Source organism: Terribium retamae (assembly GCF_022347545.1).
Classification (GTDB): Bacteria; Pseudomonadota; Alphaproteobacteria; order Rhizobiales; family Rhizobiaceae; genus Mesorhizobium; species Mesorhizobium retamae.
The window spans coordinates 21,793-45,388 of the sequence record NZ_JAKREW010000002.1; the positions used below are offsets into that span (position 1 = coordinate 21,793).

General features: G+C 60.2%; 25 protein-coding genes. 10 read left to right on the forward strand and 15 right to left on the reverse strand.

Annotation, left to right across the window (positions count from 1 at the left end; all coding sequences use genetic code 11):
- Positions 1-32: 32 nt before the first annotated feature.
- Complete coding sequence (locus L4923_RS03545) at positions 33-1,511, forward strand: M48 family metalloprotease (protein WP_239362464.1); 1,479 nt, start codon at positions 33-35, stop codon at positions 1,509-1,511.
- A gap of 17 nt (positions 1,512-1,528) precedes the next feature.
- Here L4923_RS03545 and L4923_RS03550 read toward each other — a convergent pair whose 3' ends face one another.
- Positions 1,529-1,993 carry a MarR family winged helix-turn-helix transcriptional regulator gene (locus L4923_RS03550; RefSeq protein WP_239362107.1) on the reverse strand — a complete coding sequence of 155 codons (465 nt, stop codon included), beginning with the start codon at positions 1,991-1,993 and terminating at the stop codon, positions 1,529-1,531.
- A gap of 106 nt (positions 1,994-2,099) precedes the next feature.
- Here L4923_RS03550 and L4923_RS03555 point away from each other — a divergent pair, with 106 nt between their 5' ends.
- Positions 2,100-2,501, forward strand: coding sequence for a hypothetical protein (locus L4923_RS03555; protein ID WP_239362108.1), 402 nt, complete (start codon positions 2,100-2,102; stop codon positions 2,499-2,501).
- A gap of 36 nt (positions 2,502-2,537) precedes the next feature.
- On the opposite strand, the gene L4923_RS03560 is transcribed toward L4923_RS03555, so the two are convergent.
- On the reverse strand, positions 2,538-3,395 hold the full coding sequence (locus tag L4923_RS03560; RefSeq protein ID WP_239362109.1) for an RNA polymerase factor sigma-32: 858 nt from the start codon (positions 3,393-3,395) through the stop codon (positions 2,538-2,540).
- Between the two features lie 291 nt (positions 3,396-3,686).
- Between L4923_RS03560 and L4923_RS03565 the strand changes: the two genes are divergently transcribed.
- From L4923_RS03565 to L4923_RS03600, 8 genes are all read left to right on the forward strand, one after another.
- Positions 3,687-4,460, forward strand: a complete 774-nt coding sequence (locus L4923_RS03565; RefSeq protein ID WP_239362110.1) for an amino acid ABC transporter substrate-binding protein — start codon at positions 3,687-3,689, stop codon at positions 4,458-4,460.
- A gap of 323 nt (positions 4,461-4,783) precedes the next feature.
- A complete protein-coding gene (locus L4923_RS03570; RefSeq protein WP_239362111.1) occupies positions 4,784-5,464 on the forward strand; it encodes an amino acid ABC transporter permease in 681 nt (226 codons plus the stop codon).
- Entirely contained in the window at positions 5,461-6,231 is a 771-nt protein-coding gene (locus L4923_RS03575; protein ID WP_239362112.1) for an amino acid ABC transporter ATP-binding protein, read from the forward strand. Before L4923_RS03570 ends, L4923_RS03575 begins: the two co-directional genes overlap by 4 nt.
- Positions 6,232-6,326: 95 nt before the next feature.
- Positions 6,327-6,728, forward strand: coding sequence for a peptide-methionine (R)-S-oxide reductase MsrB (gene msrB, locus L4923_RS03580; RefSeq protein ID WP_239362113.1), 402 nt, complete (start codon positions 6,327-6,329; stop codon positions 6,726-6,728).
- Between the two features lie 82 nt (positions 6,729-6,810).
- Positions 6,811-7,611 (forward strand): MBL fold metallo-hydrolase, encoded by an 801-nt coding sequence (locus L4923_RS03585; protein ID WP_239362115.1) that lies wholly within the window; start codon positions 6,811-6,813, stop codon positions 7,609-7,611.
- Between the two features lie 211 nt (positions 7,612-7,822).
- Positions 7,823-8,671, forward strand: coding sequence for an ABC transporter ATP-binding protein (locus tag L4923_RS03590; RefSeq protein WP_239362465.1), 849 nt, complete (start codon positions 7,823-7,825; stop codon positions 8,669-8,671).
- Complete coding sequence (locus L4923_RS03595) at positions 8,668-9,459, forward strand: ABC transporter permease (RefSeq protein WP_239362118.1); 792 nt, start codon at positions 8,668-8,670, stop codon at positions 9,457-9,459. Before L4923_RS03590 ends, L4923_RS03595 begins: the two co-directional genes overlap by 4 nt.
- A 27-nt stretch (positions 9,460-9,486) precedes the next feature.
- Positions 9,487-10,521 (forward strand): ABC transporter substrate-binding protein, encoded by a 1,035-nt coding sequence (locus L4923_RS03600; RefSeq protein ID WP_239362120.1) that lies wholly within the window; start codon positions 9,487-9,489, stop codon positions 10,519-10,521.
- 154 nt (positions 10,522-10,675) lie between these two features.
- On the opposite strand, the gene L4923_RS03605 is transcribed toward L4923_RS03600, so the two are convergent.
- The 13 genes from L4923_RS03605 to L4923_RS03665 all read right to left on the reverse strand — a co-directional run bounded on the left by L4923_RS03605 (position 10,676) and on the right by L4923_RS03665 (position 23,568).
- Positions 10,676-12,340 carry an L-lactate permease gene (locus tag L4923_RS03605; RefSeq protein WP_239362122.1) on the reverse strand — a complete coding sequence of 555 codons (1,665 nt, stop codon included), beginning with the start codon at positions 12,338-12,340 and terminating at the stop codon, positions 10,676-10,678.
- Positions 12,341-12,506: 166 nt separating this feature from the next.
- Positions 12,507-12,788, reverse strand: coding sequence for a hypothetical protein (locus L4923_RS03610; RefSeq protein ID WP_239362124.1), 282 nt, complete (start codon positions 12,786-12,788; stop codon positions 12,507-12,509).
- A 299-nt stretch (positions 12,789-13,087) separates the two neighbouring features.
- Positions 13,088-13,840: an ATP-binding cassette domain-containing protein gene (locus tag L4923_RS03615; RefSeq protein ID WP_239362125.1), complete on the reverse strand. Its 753-nt coding sequence runs from the start codon at positions 13,838-13,840 to the stop codon at positions 13,088-13,090.
- A 10-nt stretch (positions 13,841-13,850) separates the two neighbouring features.
- Entirely contained in the window at positions 13,851-15,050 is a 1,200-nt protein-coding gene (locus L4923_RS03620; protein ID WP_239362126.1) for an alanine racemase, read from the reverse strand.
- Between the two features lie 10 nt (positions 15,051-15,060).
- Complete coding sequence (locus tag L4923_RS03625; RefSeq protein ID WP_239362127.1) at positions 15,061-16,032, reverse strand: ABC transporter permease; 972 nt, start codon at positions 16,030-16,032, stop codon at positions 15,061-15,063.
- 45 nt (positions 16,033-16,077) lie between these two features.
- Positions 16,078-17,142, reverse strand: a complete 1,065-nt coding sequence (locus L4923_RS03630) for a substrate-binding domain-containing protein (protein ID WP_239362128.1) — start codon at positions 17,140-17,142, stop codon at positions 16,078-16,080.
- A 63-nt stretch (positions 17,143-17,205) separates the two neighbouring features.
- Positions 17,206-18,267, reverse strand: a complete 1,062-nt coding sequence (locus L4923_RS03635) for a substrate-binding domain-containing protein (protein ID WP_239362129.1) — start codon at positions 18,265-18,267, stop codon at positions 17,206-17,208.
- Between the two features lie 36 nt (positions 18,268-18,303).
- Positions 18,304-19,563, reverse strand: coding sequence for a M20 family metallopeptidase (locus tag L4923_RS03640; protein WP_239362131.1), 1,260 nt, complete (start codon positions 19,561-19,563; stop codon positions 18,304-18,306).
- Positions 19,563-20,777 carry an ROK family transcriptional regulator gene (locus L4923_RS03645; protein WP_239362132.1) on the reverse strand — a complete coding sequence of 405 codons (1,215 nt, stop codon included), beginning with the start codon at positions 20,775-20,777 and terminating at the stop codon, positions 19,563-19,565. Before L4923_RS03645 ends, L4923_RS03640 begins: the two co-directional genes overlap by 1 nt.
- A 175-nt stretch (positions 20,778-20,952) precedes the next feature.
- Positions 20,953-22,050, reverse strand: coding sequence for an NAD(P)H-dependent flavin oxidoreductase (locus L4923_RS03650; RefSeq protein ID WP_239362134.1), 1,098 nt, complete (start codon positions 22,048-22,050; stop codon positions 20,953-20,955).
- 168 nt (positions 22,051-22,218) lie between these two features.
- The gene (locus tag L4923_RS03655; RefSeq protein ID WP_239362136.1) at positions 22,219-22,629 is read right to left on the reverse strand and encodes a MarR family winged helix-turn-helix transcriptional regulator; all 411 of its coding nucleotides are present in this window, start codon (positions 22,627-22,629) and stop codon (positions 22,219-22,221) included.
- A gap of 188 nt (positions 22,630-22,817) precedes the next feature.
- Complete coding sequence (locus L4923_RS03660; RefSeq protein ID WP_239362139.1) at positions 22,818-23,153, reverse strand: DMT family transporter; 336 nt, start codon at positions 23,151-23,153, stop codon at positions 22,818-22,820.
- Between the two features lie 94 nt (positions 23,154-23,247).
- Positions 23,248-23,568, reverse strand: a complete 321-nt coding sequence (locus L4923_RS03665) for a DMT family transporter (protein WP_239362142.1) — start codon at positions 23,566-23,568, stop codon at positions 23,248-23,250.
- Positions 23,569-23,596: the final 28 nt, after the last annotated feature.

Consider the following 23,596-nt stretch of genomic DNA (forward strand, 5'->3'; position numbering starts at 1 on the left):
GAAAGGAAGCCGACCTGCCGACCGGCCTGCGCATGACCGAAAAGAAAGCCCCGGCGCGCGTCCTCGCGCTGGCAGGGGTGATTTTTGCACTCGCTTCCTGCCAGTCGGTGATGCCGAACACGGTGGAGGAATCCGGCTTCCAACCGTCGAACAGGCCGATCACGGTCGACAACGCCCAGGCCAACAGCCGACTGGCCGACCTCGCCAAGGCGCAGCATCCGCGCATTCTTGCCACCTATGGCGGAGAGTATTCCGACCCAAAGCTGGAGCGCATGGTAGCCAAGATCGTCGGCAGGCTGACCGTGGTGTCGGCTAACCCGACGCAGACCTATCGCATCACCATCCTCAACTCGCCCAACGTCAACGCCTTTGCGCTGCCGGGCGGCTATCTCTACATCACCCGTGGCCTGCTGGCGCTTGCCAACGATTCATCCGAAATCGCCGCGGTGATCGCCCACGAAATGGGTCACGTCACTGCCAATCATGGCCTGCAACGCCAGCAGCTCGAGGCCGAGGCAGGGTTGGCCACCAAGGTGGTGTCCGACGTTCTCGGCGACAACCCGACCGCAAAGGCAGCGCTGATCCGCGGCAAGCTGAGGCTCGCGCAATTCTCGCGCAACCAGGAACTCGAAGCCGACGCCATCGGCATCAAGTCGGTGGGTGAAGCTGGCTACGATCCCTACGCAGCGGGTCGCTTCCTGCAGTCGATGGCCTCCTACGCCGGCTTCCGCTCGGTCAGCGGCGCGACGGATGCCAGCCTCGACTTCCTTGCCACCCATCCGAATACGCCGCAGCGTATCGATTTGGCGCAACGTCATGCGCGCATGTTCGGCCAGCCCGGATTTGGCACGCGCGACCGTGATTCCTACCTCGCCGGCATCGATGGCCTTCTTTATGGCGACACGCCCGAGGAGGGTTACGTCCGCGGCCACACCTTCCTTCACCCGAAACTCGGCGTCTCCTTCTCGGTGCCCGATGGTTTTGTCATCGACAATTCGGCCGCTGCCGTCACGGCGACCGGCCCGGGTGACATGGCGGTGCGTTTCGATGGCGTGACCATCGACAAGGACGTCACGCTGCCCGACTACATCCGTAGCGGCTGGGTTGCCGGGCTGGAGGAGGCCAGCGTCCGCCAGGAAACGATCAACGGCAATGAAGCAGCGGTTGCCAAGGCACGCGCCGATGGCTGGCAGTTCGACATCGTGGTCATTCGCGCCGGCGGTCAGGTCTATCGCCTTCTCACTGCAGCGCCCGCTGCCGGCACGACGCTCGAATCCGTCGCGCGTTCGGTCAGCGGGACCTTCCGTGTTCTGAGTGCCGCCGAAAAAGCCGCGCTGAAGCCACTGCGCATCCGTATCGCCACCGTGCGGCCCGGTGAGACCATCGGCACTTTGTCAGCGCAGATGGTAGGAGTGGACCGCAAGCTCGACCTGTTCCGCGTGCTCAATGCCATGGGTCCCGGCGCAACGGTTTCGGCCGGCGACAAGGTCAAGATCGTCACCGACAGGTAAAGCTGCGATCTGCGGGCCTACTGGTCGGCCCCGCTTTCCTGTACCTCCAAGCTTTCCCCGCCGACATTCGCGCGCAAGCGTGCAAGGATCGATCGGGCGGCATCAATCTCGCCCAGGGCAAGGCCGGCCCGCAACTGCCGGTCGAAGGCAATCGCCGTGTCACGTAGGCGCAGGAATAGTGCCTCGCCACTCGGTGTGAGTTCGACAAGATGCTTGCGCCGATTGGCGGGATCGCGGCGACGGGTCACCAGCCCATCCGCCTCCATGGCATTGAGGTGATGCGTCAGCGTAGCTCCCTGGATACCGACCGATTCCGCCAACTCGCGCTGATGGCCGAACTGACGCGACTTCACCGAAATCAGCACGGACCAGACGGGCAGCGACCCTCCCTTGGCCACCATGGCATCATCGAACGCGCGCCGGACGATTTTCGCGGTTTGAGCAAGGTCGAGACCAATCGGTGTGGAAGCGAGTTCGAACATGACAGGACAGTAGCACGGAAACCGATCACGTCTAATAGATTGACATCTAACGGTTAGATATCTATCATTTAGTTCAGTTCAGCCCTCGTCTGTCGTGGAGATCCCGATGCAGATCGTTTTCATGCTCGCGCTTGCATTGCATGTCATGTCTGGCGTGTTCTGGGCAGGCTCCACCTTCGTGCTGGCGCGCACCGGTGACGGTCGCCAGGCCATCTCGCTCTTCGGACCACAAATGGGCGCTGCGACCGCCGCCGTGCTTTCGGGTGCCGTTTTGTGGCACCTGTTCCACGGTACGGGCTACTTCGGTCCGCAAGAACAGGTCCTGGCGGTCGGAGCAATTGCCGCCATCACCGCTGCCGGTGTCCAGGGAGCGCTTGTGGGCCGGGCTCGGCGGAGCCAAAGCCACACCGGTGAAACTGGTGTGGAGCAAGCAATACGCGGCCAGCGAATAGCCACGGGACTTCTGGCCATAACCGTCATCACGATGGCGATCGCAAGGGTGGTTTAGGGTCTTTCTGCTCGGTGACTGGACAGCCGTGAATGATCAGGCGGCCAGGAACTCCGGGTTCTGCTTGACGAGTGCTGCTTTGAGCTTCTCCAGCGCACGCACCTCGATCTGCCGCACGCGCTCCTTGGAAATGCCCAGCGTTTCGCCCAGCTCTTCCAGCGTCGCGCTTTCGTCGCCGAGCCGGCGCTCTTCGATGATCCGCAGCTCGCGCTCGTTGAGCGCTTCCAGCGCATGCTTGAGCCATCCCGATCGGCGCTCGATGTCGATCACGTTGCCGACCACCTCGTCCTGCAGCGGCGCGTCCGAAACCAGGAAATCCATACGCTCGGCACCGTTGCCGTCGTCAGCCAGGGGAGCGTTAAGAGAGCTGTCGGGTGCCGACAGCCGCGCATCCATGATTGCCACATCTTCGTCGGAAACGCCGAGGGCAGTCGCGACCTGGTGATAGAGCACATGATTGGACAGGGCTTCGGTTCCGGTGCCAAGACGGGCACGCAGCCGGCGCAGGTTGAAGAACAGCGCTTTTTGCGCCGAACTTGTACCGCCTCGCACGATCGACCAGTTGCGGAGAATGTAATCCTGCATCGAGGCCCGGATCCACCAGGTCGCATAAGTGGAAAAGCGAACCTCGCGTTCAGGATCGAAGCGGGCGGCAGCCTCCAGAAGGCCGATATGTCCCTCCTGGATCAAATCCGAGACGGGCAAGCCAAAATAGCGGAATTTCGCTGCCATCGAGATAACCAGCCGCATATGGGCAATGACGATCTGATTGAGTGCATGCTGGTCGCGACGATCTTTCCATCGTTGTGCCAACTCATGTTCGTGATCTCGTTCCAGGTAAGGAGCGGCCATCGCCGCACGGACCATGATGCGCCCTGCACTGTCTTGAATCATCGCGACTTTCCCGTCTGCCCGTTGAACCTGGACGGATCGACCGGCGGGTCTGCGTCCCAAGGCGTCTCCCAAACGTGTCACGCGGGTAATGGTTCCCGGAGCGCCGACAAGAAACGCGATGACGCTTTCCTCATGTCCACCAGGCATTTTCTCAAATATTGGTACGAAATTCCGTAGGGAGGGAATATTTAGAATAGGATTCCTTATTCGCTGAGCTGGCTTCTGCCAGATTTCACCACCTCTCCAGAGCCTGCCTTCTACCGGCAGACTGAATTACGGGATCACAAAAAAATGAAATGGCTGAAATCGCTGCTCCTAGCCGGCACCCTGCAGGTGCTGGCCATCACCGCTGGCCATGCCGGCGCTGACTTCGATCAGATCAAGCAGACGGGTGTCTTCAAGATCGGCACCGAAGGCACTTATGCCCCGTTCACCTATCATGACGCTTCCGGCGCTCTGGTCGGTTTCGATGTCGAGATCGGCCGCGAGATCGCCAAGCGGCTCGGCGTCAAGGCCGAGTTCCTCGAGGGCAAGTGGGACGGTCTCATCGCCGGCATCGATGCCAAGCGCTATGACGCCGTCATCAACCAGGTCGGCATCACCGAGGCGCGTAAGGCAAAGTACGACTTCTCCGATCCTTACATCGCCTCCAAGGCCGTGCTGATCGTGCGCGACGACAACACCGACATCAAGGATTTCCCGGATCTCAAGGGCAAGAAGTCGGCACAGTCGCTTACTTCGAATTTCGGCAAGCTTGCCGAAAAGAACGGCGCTGAACTGGTCGGCACCGACGGTTTCGACCAGTCGATCCAGCTGGTCCTCAACGGCCGCGCCGATGCCACCATCAATGACAGCCTGTCCTTCTACGACTTCAAGAAACACAAGCCCGATGCCAAGGTGAAGATCGCGGCGCAGGAAGCCAATGCCGATTATTCCGGCGTGATCGTGCGCAAGGGCGATCCCGAACTGGTCGCGGCGATCAACAAGGCGCTGGCCGATATCAAGGCCGATGGCACCTACAAGAAGATTTCCGAGACCTATTTCGGCCAGGACGTTTCGAACTAGGATCGTAACGGGCGGACTGCACAAATTCCTGAAAACGTGTGAACGGGTTTTCCGTCCGTATTTGCTCAACAAAAAGATCCGCGCGTTCCCCCAAAAAACGCAATCGCTATATGGCCCAGCCCTTTCAAACGGGGGGGGGCCTTTGCCGGCACGCCGCTTTTGTGTTTTCTGCCACCATTTATGCTATCGCAACTCCAAAGCATGTCGCGCAAAAGTGCGCAGCGGTTTTGCGACAACGACATGCGTGAATCAAAGACGTGATGCGCAGGAGCGAACTGAAAGTTCGCGACGCGCAATAGAACAAGTCGGAGGGAGAACCGTTCGTGCCGCCTTGGCTGCAATTGATGCTGGATTCACTCGGCCCCCTGCTGTGGGCCGGACTTGTTTTCACCATACCGCTCACCCTCCTGTCTTTCGCATTCGGGCTTGCCGTCGGGCTTGGCGCGGCGTTGCTGCGCTTGTTCGGTCCTCGCCCATTGGCCGCCATCGTGCGCTTCTACGTATGGATTATCCGCGGCACCCCGCTTCTGGTGCAGTTGTTTCTCATCTTCTATGGCCTGCCGAGCATCGGCGTCGTGCTTGATGCGTTCCCGGCGGCTCTGATCGGCTTTACGCTCAACATCGGCGCTTATTCGTCCGAGATCATCCGCGCGGTGATCAGCTCGGTGCCGAAAGGTCAATGGGAGGCCGCCTACTCCATCGGCATGACCTGGAGCCAGGCCATGCGCCGCACGATCCTGCCACAGGCAGGCAGGGTCGCGGTGCCGCCGCTTTCCAACACCTTCATCTCGCTGGTCAAGGACACATCGCTGGCTGCGGCCATCACCGTGCCTGAGCTGTTCCAATCGGCGCAGCGCATCGTGGCCGTCACCTACGAGCCGCTGATCCTCTATATCGAGGCGGCTCTGATCTATCTTGCGATGAGCTCGGTGCTCTCGGCATTGCAGGTACGGTTGGAGGAACGGCTCAGCCGTTATGGCGGTTTCCTGGAGGCACGCTCGTGATCGAACTCTCCAATCTGGAAAAGCGCTTCGGCGACAACATCGTTTTGAACGACATCAATGTCGCCATGGCCGAACGCAGCGTCACCGCGCTCGTCGGCCCCTCCGGCGGCGGCAAGTCGACGCTTCTGCGCTGCATCAACCTCCTGGAAATCCCGACTGCCGGCACCGTACGCATCGGATCGGAAAGATTGACCTTCCAACCCGGTGGCAAGGTTTCTTCCGGCGATATACTGAAGCTGCGACGCCAGACCGGTATGGTGTTCCAGAATTTCCAGCTGTTTCCGCATCGCACGGCGATCGAGAACGTCATGGAAGGGCTGGTGACCGTATTGAAATGGCCTGAAGACAGAGCGCGCGAACGCGCGCTTTCACTGCTCGAAAAGGTCGGCATGAAACACAAAGCCCATGCCTGGCCTGCAACGCTGTCCGGTGGGCAACAGCAGCGTGTCGCCATCGCCCGCGCACTGGCACCTTCGCCGCGCGTGCTTTTGTGCGACGAGCCGACTTCGGCACTCGATCCCGAGCTAGCACAGGAAGTGGTCGACGTGCTCGGCCAGCTCGCCGGCGAAGGCACCACCATGGTGATGGCCACGCACGACCTGAGGCTCGCTTCGAAAGTGGCGCGCGAAGTGGTGTTCCTCGAAGCCGGCGTCATCGTAGAAAAAGGACCGGTGGAAACCGTGTTCGGCAATCCGCAGCACCAGCGCACCAAGCGCTTCATCGCCACGCTGAGGCAGGAACAGGAAAGCGCCGGCAGCGGAATCTGAGCGACGCCGGTGCTGTGCAGGCGCGTAACAAATCCCTATGTTTGGGCGAACACCCTTTGCAACGAACAACAAGCCGCAAAGGCAAGGAGACCCTCATGGACACTCACACCTACCCCGTCACCCGCACCGATGCCGAATGGCGCGCTTTGTTGACGCCGGAACAGTATCAGGTGATGCGCCAGCACGGCACGGAGCGGCCAGGAAGCTGCGCCCTCCTCTATGAGAAGCGCGCCGGTACTTTCAAATGCGTGGGCTGCGACAGCCCGCTTTTCGAAGCCAAGCTGAAATTCGAAAGCGGCACCGGCTGGCCGAGCTTCAACGATCCCGTCGAAGGTTCGGTCGAGACCACGGTCGACCGTAGCTACGGTATGGTGCGCACGGAAGTGCATTGCGCCACCTGTGGCAGCCACCTTGGCCATGTCTTCGAGGATGGCCCGCCACCGACCGGCCTGCGTTATTGTATCAACGGCGTGGCCCTCAATTTCGAACCGGCCTGATAGCAACTGCGCTCATTCCGGCTCTTCCGTATTGCTTCCGGCTGACCTATGTCCCCTTGGGGTGGAAAGCCGGAGGAGAAGAATGGCGCGCTTTATGTGCCTGCAGTGCGGCGTGCAGTTCGCCGAAAGTGAACTGCCGCCAGACCATTGCCCGATCTGCGAGGACGAGCGCCAATATGTGCGCTGGGAAGGCCAGGCATGGACGACCTACGAGGACCTCGCAAAAACCCACAGACTGGCGATGAAGGACGACGCGGGTGTGCTTGCCTTCGGCATCGAGCCGCGCTTTGCCATCGGACAACGTGCGCTGCTTGCTGAAACACCCGATGGCAATGTTCTGTGGGACTGCATCAGCCTGGTCAGCGATGAGGCCGTCGCCGAGATCAAACGCCGAGGCGGCCTGCAGGCGATCGCGATCTCGCACTGCCACTACTATTCAGCGATGGTCGAGTGGAGCGAGGCCTTCGGCGGCGTGCCGATCCATATCCATGCCGACGACAGCCAATGGGTGATGCGGCCGCATCCGTCCATCACCTTCTGGCAAGGCGAAACGCTGGCTCTAAATCCCTCGCTCACCCTCATTCGTTGCGGCGGTCACTTTCCCGGCGGACAAGTCCTGCACTGGAGGCGCGGCAACGGCGGCAACGCCATCCTCTCCGGCGATATCCTGCAGGTAGTGCCGACGCGCCGCCACCTCTCCTTCATGTATAGCTATCCCAACCAGATCCCGCTCAACGCACCGACCGTAAAACGCATCGCATCGGCGGTCGAACCGTTCGACTACGATCATATCTATGGAGCCTGGTGGGGAAGCAACGTGATCGGTGGCGCCAAGGAAGCGATGCGCTTTTCCGTGGAGCGCTATCTGGCAGCCATTGCATGAATCGGTTGCGTGCTTGACGCGCAACCTTCGACGCCGACAGCGGCTCGCAGGGTGATTTGCGTCCCGCTGCTCCAGATAGGTATAGGTGAATCTGCCAGGCTCCCCCTCCACCTGTACGACCTCCAGTGTGATGGCGTGCCGAAGCAAACTCTTGAGATGTGAACATGAACCGCGCGGCGAAGCGAAATTACGATCTGGAGCGAAAAGTAAAATGAGTACCAACCCTCTGGAAATCGCTCAGCCGAACCAATCCCGCGAAACCGTGATTGAACTCAAGGATATCCAGATATCATTCAAGCTCGCCGATGGCGGTCGATTTGACGCTGTCGCGGAAAGCAATCTCAAAGTGGCCGAAAACGAATTCGTTGCCATCGTCGGCCCGACCGGTTGCGGAAAATCGACTTTGCTCAATGCAGTGGCCGGTCTTCTTGTTCCCGCAGGCGGGGCTGTGGAAATTGGTGGCCAACGCCTGCAGGGACTCAACCGAAAGGCAGGTTACCTCTTTCAGCAAGATGCTCTCATGCCGTGGAAAACGGTGCTTGAGAACGTCGCGATCGGCCTGGAGATTGCTGGAGTACCCAAGGCGCAGGCTCGCGAACAGGCGCGAGGATGGTTGGAAAAAGTCGGATTGGGGAATTTCGGCGACCGGTATCCGCATATGCTTTCCGGCGGTCAGCGCAAGCGCGTCGGGCTTGCGCAGGTACTCATCCGCAATCCGAAATACCTCTTGATGGATGAGCCGTTCGGTCCGCTCGATGCGCAGACGCGGGTGATCATGGGTGATCTCCTTCTCGATCTATGGTCTCAAGACAAGAAGGCGGTGATATTCGTGACGCACGACCTGGAGGAAGCCATCGCGCTTGCCGACCGGGTCGTCATCATGTCCGCCGGACCGCGTGCGCGCATCATGGCCGAATACCGCATTCCGCTCGCCCGGCCCCGCGAAATCTCGGAGATCCGCCTCGACAACCAGTTCCATCATATTCACCGCGAAATATGGGGTGCGTTGAAAGAAGAGGTCCTCAAGGGCTACAGACAGACCAGCGGAGATCGCCAATGAAGAAACCGATGCTATTTCTGGCGCAGCTCAGCGTCGCTGCTTTTGTCATCGTTGCCTGGCATCTTTTCACGGCTACGGACCTGTTCGGCAATCCTTCCAAGGCCAAGTTCTTTTTCGCAACGCCCGGCGATGTGGCGCTGCGAACCTATAAATGGTTTGCCGAAGGGACCATCTGGTACCATCTCGGCATCACGCTGCTGGAAGCCATTCTGGCTTTCGCCATCGGCGCGGCCGGTGGCGTGCTGATCGGTTTCTGGTTCGCCCGCAAACCGGTGCTGGCCGCAATCTTCGATCCCTACGTCAAAGCCGCCAACTCGCTGCCACGTGTGGTCCTCGCGCCTATTTTCGCGTTGTGGCTTGGCCTTGGCATCTGGTCGAAAGTGGCACTTGGCGTATCGCTGGTTTTTTTCATCGTTTTTTTCAACGTTTACCAGGGCGTGAAGGAGGTCAACCAGAACGTACTCGCCAATGCCCGGATGCTCGGCATGAACGAACGGCAGTTGCTGCGCAACGTCTACCTGCCTTCCGCGCTGTCCTGGATGTTCTCAAGCCTGCACACAGCCGTGGGCTTCGCGGTCGTCGGCGCCGTGGTCGGTGAATATCTCGGTTCCTCGGCAGGTCTCGGTTACCTTATCCATCAAGCCGAGGGCGTGTTCGATGTGACGGGCGTTTTTGCGGGCATGCTGGTGCTCACCGCTTTCGTGCTGCTGATCGATTGGGGCGTGACGATCATCGAGGAACGCTTGCTGGTGTGGCGGCCGAAGGCGACCGGGCAGAACAGCATCTGAGCGCCGAAATCATCAAGGAGGAAGACCATGAGGATCACCCGCAGAAATTTGTTGGAAGGGGCGGCTGCTTTCGGCCTTGCCAGTGCTGTGTCCCGCTTGCCGGCCTATGCGCAGGATGCGTCGGCAGCGCCTGAGAAAGCCGAACTCATGTTCGGCGTTGGTGGGAAACCGCTGTTTTATTATCTGCCGTTGACGATCGCAGAGCGTAAGGGGTTTTTCGAAGAAGAGGGCATCAAGGCGACGATCAATGATTTCGGCGGCGGCGCGAAATCATTGCAAGCCTTGGTCGGCGGTTCGGTCGACATCGTGACCGGCGCCTACGAACATACGATCCGAATGCAGAACAAGGGACAGGACATCAAGGCCGTCTGCGAACTCGGCCGCTTTCCCGGCATATGCATCGGTGTACGCAAGGATTTGGCAAACGAAATCAAGACGATTGCCGACTTGAAGGGCAAAAATGTCGGCGTCACGGCACCCGGCTCTTCTACCGCGCTGCTGCTTCAATATGCGTTGATCAGGAACGGCCAATCGGCCGATGCCGCTTCGATCATTGGGGTTGGCGGCGGTGCAAGCGCTGTTGCCGCCATCAAGAAAGGTGAAATCGCCGCTCTTGTTCACCTCGACCCGGTCATCACCCGATTGGAAGTCGATGGTGACATCACGCTGTTGCTGGACACGCGGACCGAGGAGGGCACGCGTCAGCTTTTCGGCGGCACGAACCCGGCCGCCACCGTCTATTTGCAGCAAAGCTTCATCGACGCCAATCCGATCACCACCCAGCGTGTCGTCAATGCTTTCACCAAATCGCTCGCATGGATCCACAAGGCGTCGGCCGACGACATTGCCGATGTCGTACCGGAGGAATTCCTGCTGGGCGACCGCGAGCTGTACAAGACCGGTTTTGAAAAATCGCGTGCCATGTATTCCGAAAGAGGCCTGATCGCTGAAGAAGGGTTCAAAAGTCTCCTGGAAATGCTCAAGACGCTCGATCCGGAACTTGCCAACGCGAATATCGCGTTCTCCCAAACTTTTGACCCGCGTTTCTTGAAAACCGCGTAGTTGGCAAAGGACACGCTTGCGGCATTGCACGCCGCAAGCGTTTTTCGATCTTTATCTCCGCAGGTCGATCCGGGGCGAATACAAGTTGATCCGATCCGGCCCGGATAGCCGCTTCAGATGCTCCCCTCGCCAATCAGAATCAGCTCAATCGAGGTCATGGCTGGACCACCATCGCCGTAAATGGCCAGACATAGGCCTGCAACATGACGAGCACACCAACCAGGCAGGCCAGCACAATCGAGTGCCAGAAGACGAAGCGCAGGATCGATCCTTCGTGACCGAACCAATTTGTCGCTGTCGACGCGACAACGATCGATTGCGCATCGATCATCTTGCCCATCACACCCCCTGATGAGTTGGCCGCTCCCATAAGGATCGGCGACAGACCCAGCTGTTCCGATGTCACCTTCTGGAGATTCCCGAACAACACGTTGGAGGCGGTGTCGGAACCGGTCAACGCAACACCCAGCCAGCCAAGCAGAGTGCCAAAGAACGGGTAGAGAATTCCCGTCGTGGCGAACGCAAGGCCAAGTGTGGAATCGATACCGGACAGCCTGGTCAAGGTTCCAATCGCCAGCATCGCGGAGATGGTAATCAAGGAATAGGCGCAGAGTTTTACGGTCTGCCCATAAGTCTTCAGCATTTGCAGTGGACTGAAACCCATGGCGAAGCCGGAGAAGATTGCCGCGATCAGCATGCCCGTGCCGGTATAGGACAGCCATGTGAACGCAAATGTCGCGCCCTCGGGCGTTGGAGCCGGAGCAACCGGCGGCATTTTTGCGATCATCTTGTCGAGACCCGGGACCGGATAGTTCCAGACAGCCCAACTGTTGACCGCGCTCTTGAACATGCCCGTGCCCCAGATGAGCAGCACCGCACATACGATAATCCACGGCGTCAGCGCCTTCCAGATTTCCTGGCGGCTTGGCCGCTCTACCGGCTTGGCCGCCGCGAGGCGTCCGTCATCGGAAACATCGTGGCCGCGCAGTTTGGGCGAGGTCCAGATTTCGCTTGGCTGCCACACCTGCAAGAACCCGATAATGCAAGCCATCGAGATCAGCGACGCGCCGATGTCGACGATCCAGGGATTGATATAGTTGGATATCAGAAACTGGGGCACGGCGAAGGAAACGCCGGCAACCAGGATCATTGGCCAGATCTGCATCATGCCACGCCAGCCGGCAAAGACCCAGATAAGCCAGAATGGCACCAGCACGGAAAAGAATGGCAGCTGTCGCCCCACCATGGCGCCGAGCAGATAGGGGTCGATGTCGGTGACTTGGGAAAGGCCCTGGATGGGCGTACCGAGCGCGCCGAAGGCAACGGGCGCCGTGTTGGCGATCAGCGACAGGCCGGATGCTGCCAGAGGTGAGAAGCCGAGACCGATGAGGATTGCGCCGGTAACAGCGACGGGTGTCCCAAATCCGGAAGCGCCCTCGAAAAAGGCGCCGAAGGCGAAGGCGATCAGCAGCAACTGGATACGCCTATCGTCGGTCACGCTGCCGATGGTTTGCTGCAACTTCTCGAACTGCCCTTTCTCGACCGTGAGGCGATAGAGAAAGATGACGTTGAGCACGATCCAGCCGATAGGGAAAAAGCCGGTGACCGCACCGAGCACCGTAGCGCGCAAGGACATGTCGACTGGCATCGTGAAAACAAAAATCGCGACCAGATTGGCCGCGATGAGTGCGATTAGCGCTGCGATATGCGCCTTGACGGCATTCGAGGCAATCAACCCCAAAAGGATGACGACCGGCACGGCGGCCACGATCGTCGAGAGGGTTGCATTGCCGAAAGGGTCATAAACCTGATTCCACATCAAAGGCCTCCTCCTCACGGAACACCGGCTCGCGACGACGTTCCGTCCATTCAAAGAATGCGATCTTGGGCCCCCTCCGCCGTTATCTGATCATTGCAGTGGAAAGATATCAACGAGACATCCGCAAAGTCTGGCTATCGACCCGGCCGAAAAAGAACGATCGAAATTACGTCCCCGGGTTCAGAACCTCGGTCACCGCTCGCTCGAAACGACTGGCCTCTGTAACCAGCCAGTCGGCCATCGCCGGCCAATTGTCATCGGCAAAACAGTTGACCCGCCAGATCGCGTTGACGCCGAAACCCTGCGCGCTCTGTTCCGGTTTAAGCCTCAGCCTGTCTTCAATCGCGGCTCTGAATGGCTCCAGTCGCCTCATTGTATCGACCGCGCCAAGCCGCTCGTTGCGGCCGAAAAAGACACCGACGAGGCTCTGCTCGGGCGCCACATACATCGTGATGACGAGATTGAGTTCCGGCAGGCCACGCTGCCAGACCAGGGACCGTGTCTCACTCTGCCGGAACGCTCCGCGGGATGCCGCTCCTCGAAAAGCGCCCAGAAGCTCCGGTGCCGGAATTCCCTGGCGCTGCGAGCACCGAAATCGAATTCGCTCATCGAATTAGCTCGCTTTTAGCGTCCAACGGACGCGAGCGCGGGTTGACCTTTGGCCACTCCGGAGAGACAGGTGGCTACAGTCCTACTGAGGGATGGCACCGGATTTGGTCAAGGGCCTCCTTCTCAAGCCGTTGATCATCACACCGGCTGCAGGCCGGTGATCATGGCGATGATCTCGTTCTTGTCGGTCTTTGCCGTCTCGCGCACGCCAATCTGCTTGCCGCGACGCAGCACGCAAATACGGTCGGAGAGCCGGAAGACCTGATCGAGGCTGTGGCTAATGATCAGGACGCCAATGTTGCGCCGTTTCAAGGACAGTACGATTTCCTCGACCTTGGCGGTTTCGGCAACGCCCAGCGCAGCGGTCGGTTCATCGAGCAATATCAGCTTGCTCGCCCAATGCGTCGCACGCGCGATCGCCACACCCTGGCGCTGACCACCTGACAGGTCGCGAATGGTGGCGTGCGCGGAAGGAATGCGCACGTCCAGTTCCTTCACCAGACTTTCGGTCTCCGCGATCATGCGACGCCGATCCAGCAAGCCGAAACCATTCACCGGTTCCCTGCCCAGGAACATGTTCATGTAGACGCTTTGCTGATCGGCGAGAGCAAGATCCTGGTAAACCACCTCAATGCCGTGCGACCGCGCCATGGTGGCGTTGGACATCGTTACCGTCTCGCCCTCGATGGAGATCGTGCCCGAAGTCGGCGAATAAACCCCGGAGATGATCTTGATCAACGTCGACTTGCCGGCCCCATTGTCGCCGACCAGCGCAACGATCTCGCCCGGATAGACCTCCAGCGAGAAATTCTCGATCGCGGTGATGCCGCTGAACGTCTTGTGGATGTCCTGCAGCTTGAGCACCGGTGCATTTGCCTCGGAGGGAATCATGACACGTCTCCTAGACCGGCCAGGCGGCCGTCTCGCCAAAGCCGTTTTCGATTGTCTCGACCTTCGGCTGTCCTTTCGAAATGCCCGAAACACCGACGACGAAGGCGCGGGTGACGAAAGCCTGCCCGCGGAAGCCGAAGACAGCGGTGTCTCCTGGTTTGGGCGCAGAGGAACCAGCAGCATCAATCATCGCGTAGTAGTCGATCGCCGAAGGTGGTGGCACCTCGACACTGCGCAAAGCGGCCGACGCCACGGTGGGCTCGGCGCTAACCAGAGCCCTCACGTCATAGTCCGGGAAAATCGGATCGATGTAGAAACCGCCACCCAGGCAATAGGCCTTGCCGCCCGAAAGATGCGATACTTCGGTAAGGTAAAGCACCGCCGGCAGTTCCGGCAGATCCTCCATGACGTGCAGCGCGGTCGTGCCGTGCAGGCCATTGCCGGGCTCGCATTGTGTAGCGCCCGCATCCGCAAGAGCTTGCAGCATCACCGCGGAAGTGGTGCCGGGTGCGTTGATCTCGATATCCTTACGGCCGGATTTCGCCAGCGTCTCCGCGGCCTTTGAAAGGGTCGAAAGATTATGCGTCGGCAAGACCTTGCGCGTAGCGTGGTTGAACAGCAGGGCGGGGAACGTTGTGATCCCGGCGAAGCGCCCCCCATCCAGCGTATCCAGCCGATCAGCCACAACCGCGATATCTGCCGCGTCATAGCCGCCCTCATGCCCGCGATAGAATGTGTCTCCTTCGGCGCGGATGCGCGCAAGCAAATCCTGGGTGTATCCGGCCGCCTTCGCCCCGGCGGCAGCCTCCTGCGCCTTGCTGTCGTTGAAAACCGTCCAATAGTCCGGGCTGAATGTCTTCGCCGCAGCCGCAGCTTCGTGGCGTGCGACCTGCTGGAGATGTCCGAGATGGCCAAGCTTCAGGCCCGCCTTGTGGGTTGCACGCGCACACGCCATGTCGACGGCGACCGCGCGGTCGACACCGCCGCGCTTGACGGCCTGGCAAAATGAACTGGAACGACCGACCTGCTTGGTCATCGCAAAGGTCTTCAGCCCAAGCCGCGTGGCCTCGTCCGACAACAGGCGTGCATTGCGTTCGACCGTATCCAGGTCGAGCACATATGCGTTCGCCGGGATTTTCCCCTGCTGATGCAGGGCCATCGCCACTTCGATGAAAGCCGGGTTGCGGCGGCGCAGAACGTCGAGAAACATGGTTGCTCCTTCAGCGGGACTTTTCGCGCAGCGACACGGCGACTGCAGCCAGGATGATGAGGCCTCTCACGATCATCTGGTCCGAGACCGACAGGCCCATGAGGATGAGACCATTGTTGAGCATGCCCATCATCAGCGAGCCGACCAGCGCACCGATGATCGACCCTCGACCGCCATTCAGCAGCGTACCGCCCACGATCACGGCGGCGATGACGGTCATCAGATCGGTTTCACCGAGCGTGTATTTGGCAGCCTGCAGACGGCCGGCATAAAGCAGGCCGGCAAGACCGGCGAGGCAGCCGCTGATGGCCATGACGGCCAGACGGATGCGTGGCACGCTGATGCCTGACACGCTGGCAGCCCGGGCATTGTCGCCCGTCGCCAGGACATGCGCGCCGAAACGGGTCTCGCGATAAATGATGTGACCAATGGCGACAGCGATTGCCGTCCACCAGATCAACGATGGAATGCCTAGAAAAGCGCCTGAGCCGAAGAAGCCCGTGAAAACGCTGTCGGTGACCGGGATGGAGCGAAGATCAGTCATCGATCGCGACACGCCTGCAAACAATCCAAGCGTCGCCAATGTGACCAGAAAGGACGGCAGTTTGACATAGGCGACCAGTGCGCCGTTGAGCAGGCCGACAAGCAGGCCGGCGCCGAGACCCGTCAGGACGCCGGCAATGAGCCCGTACTGGCCAAGTGTCACCGCCGCGGCCAAAGCAGCGACGGCGACTGTCGAGCCGATCGAAAGATCGATTTCTCCTGCCGACATGACAAAGACCAGGCCAATCGCCATGATCGTGGCTGGTGCGGTCTGCAGCACGATGTTGGAGAGGTTCCGAACCGTCAGGAAACCGCTGTCCCTCAGCACCACGGCGAAGAACAGGAAAATGGCCAGGAAGCCAAGATAGACAACATACTGCTGCAGATTGAAGCGATTGGCCAAGCCTTGGCCGGCAGCGCTCGTATTGGCACTGGACATCATTTTTCCTCCGGAAAGGCAGGAGCGCGAGCCCCTGCATCCTTGTTACTTCGTGGCTTGCGCAATGCTGGTAGGCATGTCCTTGTGAAGTGACCTTTTCCAGCCATCGGCAACGGTCTCCCTGGTGACGGCCAGCGAGTCGACCACCAGGAACGGTTCTGCCTGCCGACCGACTAGTGAGCCGGCGGCCGCACGCGCGACGGTGACACCGATATCGTAGGCTTCGTCGGCAACGAGCGCTGCGATGTTACCGCCCTTGACCATATCCAGTGCTGCAGGTTCATTGAGGTCGAGCGTGACGATCTTGGTATGGGTGTTGCCGGCGTTGCGCAGGGTGGAAAGCACGCTGAGCGCGGGCTCCGCCCAAGTGACGTAGATACCGTCGAGATCCGGATTCTGAGTGACCATCGCCTGTGCGATCTCCTCGGCGCGCGCAGGATCGGCCATGCCCGCCTCGGCGACGATCTTCATCTCAGGATAATCTTTTTCGATCGTGACCTTGAAGGCGCCGTCACGCTGGTTGGTAACGTAGAAATCGGCGTCGTGGAAAATGTAGCCGACCTTGCCTTTCTTACCGAGCGCTTCTGCCATGGCAATGCCGGCCTTGTTGCCCATCTGGAACAGGTCGTCGGAAACGATGGTGACATAATCTTTGCCGTGTTCGTAGCCGGCCGGGGAATTGTCGACGAAAGCCAGTTTCACGCCGGCCGCCCGTGCCGGATCATAGACGCTTGCCGCGCTGGCCGGGTCGACTGGCAACGAGACGATGATCGAAGGCTTCTTGGCCAGCACCGTCTCCACGTCGGCCTTCTGACGGGCGCCGTCGAAACCGGCATCCGTCTGGGCAACGACCTCGATGCCAAGGCGCTTGAACTCGTCCTGGGCGCCGCGGTTCACCGCATTGGTGTATTCGCTCATCTCGTGCCAGACCAGCGCCGCGGTGAATTTTCCGTCCCTTATTTTCTGTTCCTGTTCCTGGTTCAGCGTCATGGTGGCCGCCGGTGTCGGCTTCTCGCCATGCGGACCGGTGGTCACACCTTCGGCAGCAAAAGCGGATGTCGCCGCCACCAGACCTGCGAACAGCGCGAGGCTGAGGCTATTGAGTTTCATCGACATTGTCTCCTCTCCGTGGAGCCCATTGGGGGACCCTGCGGCAAGCCGCAGGTGGTCCCACTACTTGGCGGCATCGAGCACCGATTCCGGCGCATCGCGATTGAGCGACTCCTTCCAACCATCGGCGACGTTTCCCTTGGTAACGGTCAGTGCAGGCGCGATCACGAAAGCCGGCGTCTGTTGGCCGAGCAGCGATTTCAAGCCGGCCGCCGCCATGGCGCGGCCAAGCTCGTAGGCCTTGTCGGCGACAAGCGCCGTGACGTTACCGCCCTTGACCATGTCGAGCGCCACCGGTTCAGCCAGATCCAGCGTTACGATCTTGGTCTTGGCATTGCCGGCCGAACGCAGTGCCGAAAGCACGCCGTCGGCAGGTTCGGCCCAAGTCACGTAGATGCCGTCCAGATCCGGGTTCTGCAGCAGCATCGCATTGGCGATCTCTTCGGCGCGTGCCGGATCCGATATCCCTTTTTCGGCAACGATCTTGATTTCGGGATAGCTCTTTTCAATCGTGGTCTTGAACGCCTGATCGCGCTGGTTTGTCACGTAATAGGTGGCGTCGTGGAAAATGTAGCCGACCTTGCCTTTGCTGCCGATCGACTTGGCCAGCGCATCGGCAGCCTGCTTGCCCATCTGGAACAGGTCGTCCGTCACGATCGAGGCATAATCGCTGCCCTGCTTGTAGCCGCTGGGCACGTTGGACAGGAACACCAGCTTGGTGCCGTCCTTGACCGCCTGACGGAATGCCTCGGCCGAGGTAACGGGATCGAGCGGCAGCGCCAATATGACATTTGGTTTGGCAGCCAGCGCGGTTTCGATGTCGCTGCGCTGGCGGGCCGCGTCGAACCCCGCATCCGTGGTCACTGCGATATCGACGCCGGCACGCGCGAATTCGTCCTTGGCGCCTGCCGAGACCGCATTGGTGAAGTCCGAAGAGGTGTGCCACAGTAAGGCGGCCTTGTAGCCCTTGCCTTTCAGCGCGCCAATATCAGCCTCGTTCAGCTTGACATCGGCGCTCGGTGTTGCGGCCTCCCCAGCCGGTCCGACCGTCTGCACGAGGGTGACACTGGCAGTCAGCGCCAAGGCACCCGCCAGTGAAGCTCCCAACAATTTCTTCAAGATCATTTTCTCCTCCTTTTGTTGTTCGTTAGAATTTCAGGATCATTCGACGACACCGCAATAGCGGGCCATGAAGGCGGCGAAACCGACGACGCCGGCCAGGTACTCCTCGACGTCCACATGTTCCTCATAGGTGTGGCAATTGCGGATATCGCCCGGCGCGCAATAGACGGCGGGAATGCCGAGTCGGTTCACGAAAAAGGGCTGCTCCGACCAGAACGGAGCGCCTTCGATGATCCCACGCCCAGCCATCGCGGCAGCCATTTCGGCCGACAGCATGCGCACTTCCGGTGCCGCCGCATCGATCTCGGCGGCAGTGCCGCCGAGCGCGTGGTCGCGGCCGGCCGGATAGGAGAACTCGACCTGGATTTCCGGATCGGTGATGGCCTCGCGCACCGTCCGCTCGATGTCGGCTGCGGCCGTATCGAGGGACTCGCCCGGAAGCAGCTTGCGGATCAGTGACAACGAGCAGCGCTCGGGAACGGCGATATAGCCGCCACCGGTCAGGCCGGTGATCAGCAGGAAGCCGCGGCCCGCCAGTTTGTGCTCAGCCCGCGCCGCGATCTCGTCGGAGTGCTTCCACAACGCGGTCATGACGGCATGGCTGGCGCGCAGCGCGTCCTTGCCCAGTTCCGGCACGCCGAAATAGGCGGATTTGCCGGTGATCGCGATGTCGGTGATGAAGAAGCCGATCTGCGCCGGATAGACCGAAAGCCGCGTGGGTTCGACATAGATGACGAAATCGGGAGCCGCCACCTCGCCTGCCTCGATGCGGGAAACGAAATCCTTGATGCCCGCGGATACGCCTGTGCCGGGTTGGCCGCTCTCCTCGTCGCCGACAAAAGCGAAGGCGACGTCGCCGGCCAGCTTGATCCCGACTCTATCCAGCAATGAAAGCGCAGCGAGAGACGCCGAGATGCCGGCCTTCAGATCGCCCGAGCCTCTCCCCCAGACCGCATTGTCAATCACCGGTGCACCGAATGGGTCTTCGCGCTCTGTGCCGCCCCAATATTCTCGCCAGCCATCGACGTGGACGGTGTCGGTATGGCCGATGAACAGCAGACTCCGGCCTTGCCCCACGCCCTTGCGTTCTCCCCAGATGTTGGGCCGACCTGGCAGAAAATCGGCGGTCTTCAAACCCGTCAGGCCGAGCGTACGCAACTTCTCTTCCAGATAGGCGACGAAGTTCGCCTCGTTGCCGGTGACGCTTTCCCGTTGAACGGCACCCCGGAAGAGCGTCAGAGCTTCGTCACGATCAAGCGCGGCAAGCAACCGGCTGGTCAAATCATTCGTGGCCACCATCACACCGCCTCCCGAAGTGCCGCACTCATATTGGCGGGTGGCAGCGAAATCCTGCCGTCGGGCGCATTGACCCCGAACAGGGAGTTATGCAGTTGGCCAAGGCCGATCGCCGCCGCGCCGATGATCGCTGCACGCGATCCAAGCTCGCCGGTCTCGACCTTGACGGGATAAGGAAAACACTGCGGCAAAAAGGTTCTCACCCGGGCCAGCATTTCCGGACGCAGACCGATCGACCCGCCGAGGATGACTTTTTCCGGATTGGCGATCGCAGCAATGGCCGCGATGCCACGGGTCAGATAGCGAGCGGTTTCGTCCAGGACGGCCAGCGCTGCCCTGTCTCCTGCCTCAGCTTTTTCGAAGATGGCCGGAACGCCCAGCCGCTCACCGGAAAGGGCGGCATAACGCTCGACGATGCCATGCGAGGCGACAACGCGTTCGAAAGCACCGGTGCGCAGCGACTCGGCCTCGAAGGGGTCAGCACCTAAAGGCAGGAAACCCAACTCACCGGCTGCATTGATGGCGCCGCGAACCAGATGGCCGCCAACCATTAGCCCGGAGCCCACGCCGGTGCCCAGCGCAACATAGGCGAGATTGTCGAGGCCTTGGCCCTGGCCCAGCCAGTTCTCGCCGAGAACTGCTAGGTTAACGTCATTCTCAAGCATGGTATCGAAACCGAATCCGCGCTCGAATGCCGCGACTACGTCCATCGTGTCGAAGCCGGCAATATTGGGCGCCATGAGTACGCGGCCCGTCGCATTGTCCGGCGCGCCTGGGACACCGATCACCGCAAGGCGAATCTTCTTCCGAGGAATTCCGCGGCGCGATGCTGCCTGGAAAGCCAGCGCGACGATCTGGTCGACAATGTACTGACCACCCCGTGGATCGGTTGGCACGGTGTCTTCTGCGAAGATCTGGCAGGCAAGATCAGTGATGGCAACCCTAACCTTGGTGCCACCAAGATCCACAGCAACGATGTGGGCAGCATCATAGACCAGTTCGTACGTAACGGCGGTGCGTCCGACGTGGCCGCTTGTACGCCCCGTCTCCTGTACCCAGCCATCCTGCTCCAGGGCCCGCACGATCTCCGAGATCGTCTGCTTTGACAGCCCGGTCTGCTTGGCGATGGATGCGCGCGAGATCGGCCCACCCTGCACGATCGCCTCCATGACCGAGCGTTGCGAAAACCGTCGGGAGATCCGCAGGCTGTCTGTCACTGCCGCCTCATTAATTCGTTCTGTTACCGAACTTATTAAGCGCGAGACTTCACGTCAACCCGGAATCTCGCAGCTTTCCTTTTCCATCCGTGCAACGTTCACCGAACCGCTCCGGAGCTTAAGTCCGTTACGGTGTGTGCCGCGGAGTTTGCTGCAAGGAACTTTAGCGACGATCTTACCCGGCTGCCTTGCGCCCGGATTCGCCTAGCGCCGAGAGACGCGACAAGGCTTCGGCGGCAAGGTTGCGGGTCAGTTCGCCAGCGGAGAGCTCCCTGCACAGGCTGGCAGACTGCCCCGACCAAAGAGACATGAAGTCGCCGGAGCCTGCCTTCTCGGTCGCCGCCCGCAGAGGGGCAAGGGCTCCACCAGCAAGCGGAAAGGCCGGTGCTGCCTCGCTCATCGGACCCATTTCGCGCATGACACGATTGACGATGCCGCGCGCGGGCCTGCCGGTGAACACATTGGTCAGGGCTGTGTGCACCACCAACGAGCTGCGCAAAGCGGCATGGTGCGGTTTGGAGATGCGCGCCTCAGGCGTAAACAGATATGCGGTGCCGATCTGGACTGCGGAAGCGCCGAGCGCGAAAGCTGCTACGATCCCTCTGGCATCGGCTATCCCCCCAGCCGCGATAACGGGAACTTTCACCGCATCGACAATCTGCGGTACCAGAGCAAAAGTACCGATCTGGCTGGCGACATCTTCGGTCAAGAAGATGCCTCGATGGCCTCCGGCTTCAAGTCCTTGCGCGATGATGACATCGCAGCCGTGGTCTTCCAGCCAGCGCGCCTCGTCGAGCGTCGTAGCCGACGAAAGGATCTTTGCGCCCGTCGCCCGCACCCGCTCAAGCAATTGGCGCTCCGGCAGTCCGAAATGAAAACTCACCACCTCGGGTCTGAATTCTTCGACCAGGGTGCAGAGCCGGTCATCGAACGGTGTGCGGTTGGAGGTCGGAATTGGTCCATCTGGGTCAAGACCGAATTCCTCGTAGTAAGGCCTGAGTTGCCTTCGCCAGTTGGCCTCGCGTGCCGCATCCACCGCCGGCGCGACATGGCAGAAAAAGTTGACATTGATCGGACGTCTGGTTCGACTCCTGATCGTGCCGAGCTCGGCTCGCACCTGCTCGGCATCCATCATCGCACAGGGAAGCGAGCCCAACCCTCCCGCCTCAGCGACCGCGACAACCATATCGGAGAAAACAGGGCCAGCCATCGGCGCCTGGATGATCGGCAACTCGATGCCGAAGAGGTCAACGATCCGTCGGTTCGGCCACATCGCAATGCTCCACGTCACAGCGGCTGGTATTATCCATATCGCTGGTCACGCTCTCAAATGAAAAACGCTCTGCCCGGACGCAACATTCTTGCAGATAAACCACCGGATCGCCTGGCACTCACGAATACAGTCTGGACGTCGTCCGGTGAAACGATGCCTTGATCACGCTTATTTCGCCTCAATGAGTTTGGCAGACAGCAGTTCTTCACCACCATGTTGCTTGAGGGCGCTGCCCAGCACCTTCTCGTAATCGGGCTGGGCACTCGCGAGCCGCGAGCGGCCCTTGTCGGTCAGAACCGCGTAAACACCACGCTTGTCGTCGGGGCAAAGGTCCCGAAGGGCAAGCCCGTCACGCTCCAGGCGCTCGACCATGCGTGAAACCGAACTTTGGTTCAGCCGCAGATATGTAGCCAAGTCCTGCATCCTGAGTTCGGATTTCGGAGAGCGCGATAAGATCTGCAGCGCACGATATTCCGACAGACCCAGATCGTGTTGTCCTTGCAGCATCTGGCCAAGCGTGGACTCGATAGTCGCCACGGCATGGATCAGCTTGAGCCATGAATCGCTTTTTTTGGGCATGGTCTTCGGGCTCCGCTATGAGCGATGAGTATGATCACTATGTATGTCCATGCAAAAGATTTATTCAAGGACGGCGCCGTTTGGATGCGTGCGTGTCCGACTTTGAAAATTCAAGAAATGGACATTAGTCACCTGAGACGGCCAACTCGCTGATACTCTCCATAAGTTACGAGCAACGGGCAAGAACATCAGTGAGCATTCACTTCGCCCTGAAGCTTCGCGCTGTCGGCAAGCTTCAGCCAGACGACACCGGCAATAATGACCCCGAGCCAGAACGTCTGAACCAGCGTAAGCGGTTGATCGAGCAGGACGCTGCCGAAAGCCGCGGCACCGACGGAACCGATGCCCGCCCACGCCGCATAACCGATCCCGACATCGATGGTTCGCAAGGCGGCGCTGAGGAAGTAGAGCGTCAGCAGGAAGAAGATCAATGCGGCGACCGACCAGCCTGGAACGGTGAACGCCTGGCTGCCGCCGACGCTGAGGGCATAGCCGATTTCAAACGCGCCGGCGAACAGCAGCATGACCCATGCGCGGCCGTCACCCTGATGCTTTTCATTTGAACATGTCATCTCTGTTTCTTTCCGTTTCACGAGGTTTGGGAGGATAGGCCGCCTTCTAGGCAGCCCCGCTCAGACGGAGACCGACGACACCTCCGATGACCAGAGCGATGCCGAAGGCCTTCTTCCAGTTAAGTCTCTGTCCGAAGAAGAGCACGCCCAGGATGACGATCCCCACCCCGGAAACCGAAGTCCAGATCGCATAGCCGACTCCTACGTCGAAGGTGAGCAGAGCCAAACTGAGAAAGAAGGTGCCGATCGCGCCACTCACCAGCGTGGCAACTGTCCACCAGAGGTTCGTGAACCCCTTCGCGTTGCCCGCGCTGATCGCGACCGCGATTTCGAAAATCACGGCGATGCCAAGATACAGCCAGTTCATTGTGCTTTTCCTTTCATGACTAATGCGC